At 59.4% G+C, this 2,953-nt stretch carries 2 protein-coding genes; both read right to left on the bottom strand.

Features of this window, described 5'->3' with window-relative positions; all coding sequences use genetic code 11:
- Positions 1-183 precede the first annotated feature (183 nt).
- Positions 184-381, bottom strand: coding sequence for a DUF1236 domain-containing protein (locus AAAC48_RS10750; protein WP_340654162.1), 198 nt, complete (start codon positions 379-381; stop codon positions 184-186).
- A gap of 224 nt (positions 382-605) precedes the next feature.
- A complete protein-coding gene (locus AAAC48_RS10745) occupies positions 606-2,348 on the bottom strand; it encodes an adenylate/guanylate cyclase domain-containing protein (RefSeq protein ID WP_340654161.1) in 1,743 nt (580 codons plus the stop codon).
- Positions 2,349-2,953 lie beyond the last annotated feature (605 nt).

Below are 2,953 nucleotides of genomic sequence, written 5' to 3'. Positions count from 1 at the left end.
CCTATATAGTTTTTGCCTATCGCTGATGAGATATTTTGCCCGGCGCCGTTAATTCGGTTGCCGGGCTTTTTTTCATTCGGTTGCCGGGCTTTTTTTGCGTTTACGGCTCTAAGCGAGTGCAGTGGTCGCCGGTTGCCGAGCGCTCCGCAACCGCATCCATCCCAACGTCGTATAGCCGATTGGTCATCTTTCGATGATATGCACGACCTTGCGGGTCTGGGGGTCGATCAGCACGGTCCGACCGTCGATTTCGAGGTACTGATACCTGGTCGGCATTGTGTTTTCGGCAAGTGCGCCCGGCTTGAGTATGTCCGGTATGATCGCCCCGAGTAACCCGACGCGCCCTTGGGAGCAGTGAGCCGGGCCTCGTGCCAGGGGCATCCAGCAGGAATGTCTTGCTTGAGATAACCTTAGTCGACCGACAAGTCGCTAATAGGGTCTAGGGTCAGGACCTATTAATTTGGCATCACTATTCGGCATCAACTGCCAAGAGCCATCACTTACAGAAAGGGCCACCAACGGCTACTTTGCGATCGAATGCGGTCCTAGTTTGAACTTTGACAAGGCAGTCACGCCATAAGGCCACAGGCTGGAGCCTCCGACAATTATTCTGGCAGCCCGGCCATGCGATAGCCCTCCACAAAGTGCCGCCGCACGTCTTCGTCGCGGAAAGCGTGCGAAAGCAACCAAAGCCGGATTGTGAAATGCGGATTGCTGATCATGAACAACTCTGCTTCCTGGCGCGCCTCCTCCAGACGCCCGAGTTGCGCCAGGCTCGCCGCAAGAATGCGGCGCGATGGCGTGCGATAGGTTTCGGTCCGGAGCAACGTCTGAACCGCGGACTCGTAGTCGCGAAGCGCATATTGCGCCTGCCCCAGCATCCAGTAATACCAACCGGGTGGGTGCGGATTGAGCCGGAGAGCCTTGCGTACGTGTTCGACGGCATCGGCCGGTCGGCCCTCCAACGTAATCAGATCCGAACGCATCGCCCATGCGTCGGCATAGTTCGGATCCAGCTTGAGGGTGGCGTCGAACTCGGTATCTGATTCCGCAAAGCGGCGTTCATGGCCCAGGATGATGCCCAGCACCCAGTGGTTCCCCGCGTCGTTGGGGTCGAGCGCTACGGCCCGTTGCGCTTCGACTTCGGCCCTTGCCCGGTAGGGCTCCATCGGCTCGTTCCCGAACGCCCAGCCGCACCACAAGTTAAGCGCCAACCAGCGATGCGCCTCGGCATATTCCGGATCGATCGCGATCGCCCGTTCCAGCAGGAAAATCGCCTCCCGCGCGGCCAGTGCCGTTTGAAGGCTCAGGCCCCGCGCACGTACACAGAGATCATAAGCATCCAAGCTCGCCGGCTTGTTGCGCGCTGGTTGGGCTGTCAGCCGGCCGACCAGGGCTTCGACAATCTTACCCGTCACCTCGTCCTGGACGGCGAAGATATCCTCCAGGCTGCGGTCGAACCGTTCGGCCCACAGGTGGTCCCCGCCGACTGCATCGATCAATTGGACGTTGATGCGCACCCGCCCCCCAGCCCGCCGGGCACTGCCCTCAAGGAGATAGCGCACGCCAAGGTCGCGAGCGATACGGCGCGTGTCCACCGGCTTGCTTTTGTAGGCAAAGGTCGAGTTGCGGGCGATGACGAACAATCCGGTGGTCCTAGACAGGTCGGTGATCAGGTCTTCGACCAGACCATCAACAAACATCTCTTGCTCCGGGTCGTTGCTCATGTTGGTGAACGGAAGGACGGCAATCGAAGGCTTGGCGGGCAGCGGCAGCGCCGACTTGTCGGCCGGCCCGTAATATTCCTGCATGGTCGATGTCGGCACCCAGACCCGATAAACAAGCACCGGTTCGGTGATGTTCTTTATCGTTTGCGGGCCAAGTTCGTCAAACCCGAAATCAAGCTTGCGCTTGACCTGGTCGTAAACGCTGCCAGAGATGCAGATATCTCCCGGCGCGGCGAGGCTCTGCAGCCGGGCGGCCACGTTAACACCGTCGCCGTAGAGATCACCTCCCTCAACGATGACATCGCCCAAATTGACACCAACTCGCAGAATGACCTGGCGATCCTCTGGCAGGCCTTTGTTGGCCTCTACCATCCGGTTCTGCAGCTCGACCGCACAGGCGACCGCATTAACGGCACTTGCGAACTCGACCAACACGCCGTCGCCCATCACCTTGACGATGCGTCCGCTATGATGTGCCACCAGCGGCACCAGGATGGTCCTTCGCCGTTCCTTCAATGCTGCAAGAGTGCTCGCCTCGTTCTGTTCAATGAGGCGGCTGTAGCCGACCACATCGGCAGACATGATGGCGGCAAGACGGCGTTGGGCACGCTCTTCGGCCATTTCGTATAATTGCTTTCACAGAATGCAATGCACTAAAATGTATTTCTAAATTGCAATTTACTCCCATTTGAAAAGTCTGTCAGGCCGACGACGAAACTGGATCGGGAAGCCCATCTACATAGGGCGCGTACGCCCGTTGATTCCTCCGGTTTGGGGTCGAGACCTGCACCCGGTCTTCCTGCGGGAAGGTCCGCTTCGGGTCTGACTCCAGCCGTTCGCGCTGGAATGCGCTGGCGGCGGCTTGCGGCGGATACTGCTGAAAAAGTCGATTTCCTGGCGCTTCTCCGAAGCGGACCTTCGCGTTTCGGCCAGAGCCGACCCTTCTCGGACCTTTCGTGCAGATCTTGAGCGGCAAGCCGCTGACGATCTGCAGATCCTCCTCACGGCCGGATGCCGCTGACGACGAGTGCGGGGAGCGGCACACGCACCAAATTGTTGCCTGGGTTCCTGCTCGATCCGCGCGCGTGCCTCAGGCGTTTGCCGGTCCAACACCATCGTCGTGCGAACAAATGCGTGCCCGAAGAATAATAGGTCCTGACCCTAGGTCGAGAGTGCGTCAGTAAACTTGCGCTGGCCATGAGGCGAGGCCCGGCTGAGGAAAGGGA

This window comes from Phyllobacterium sp. (assembly GCF_037994405.1).
Lineage (GTDB): Bacteria > Pseudomonadota > Alphaproteobacteria > Rhizobiales > Rhizobiaceae > Phyllobacterium.
This window is presented reverse-complemented; position numbering and strand designations above follow the sequence as displayed.

Bases quoted from the DNA above. Each gene is read 5' to 3' on its own strand.
- AAAC48_RS10750 (WP_340654162.1), bottom strand. From the start codon at position 381: ATGCCCCTGGCACGAGGCCCGGCTCACTGCTCCCAAGGGCGCGTCGGG.
- AAAC48_RS10745 (WP_340654161.1), bottom strand. From the start codon at position 2,348: ATGGCCGAAGAGCGTGCCCAACGCCGTCTTGCCGCCATCATGTCTGCC.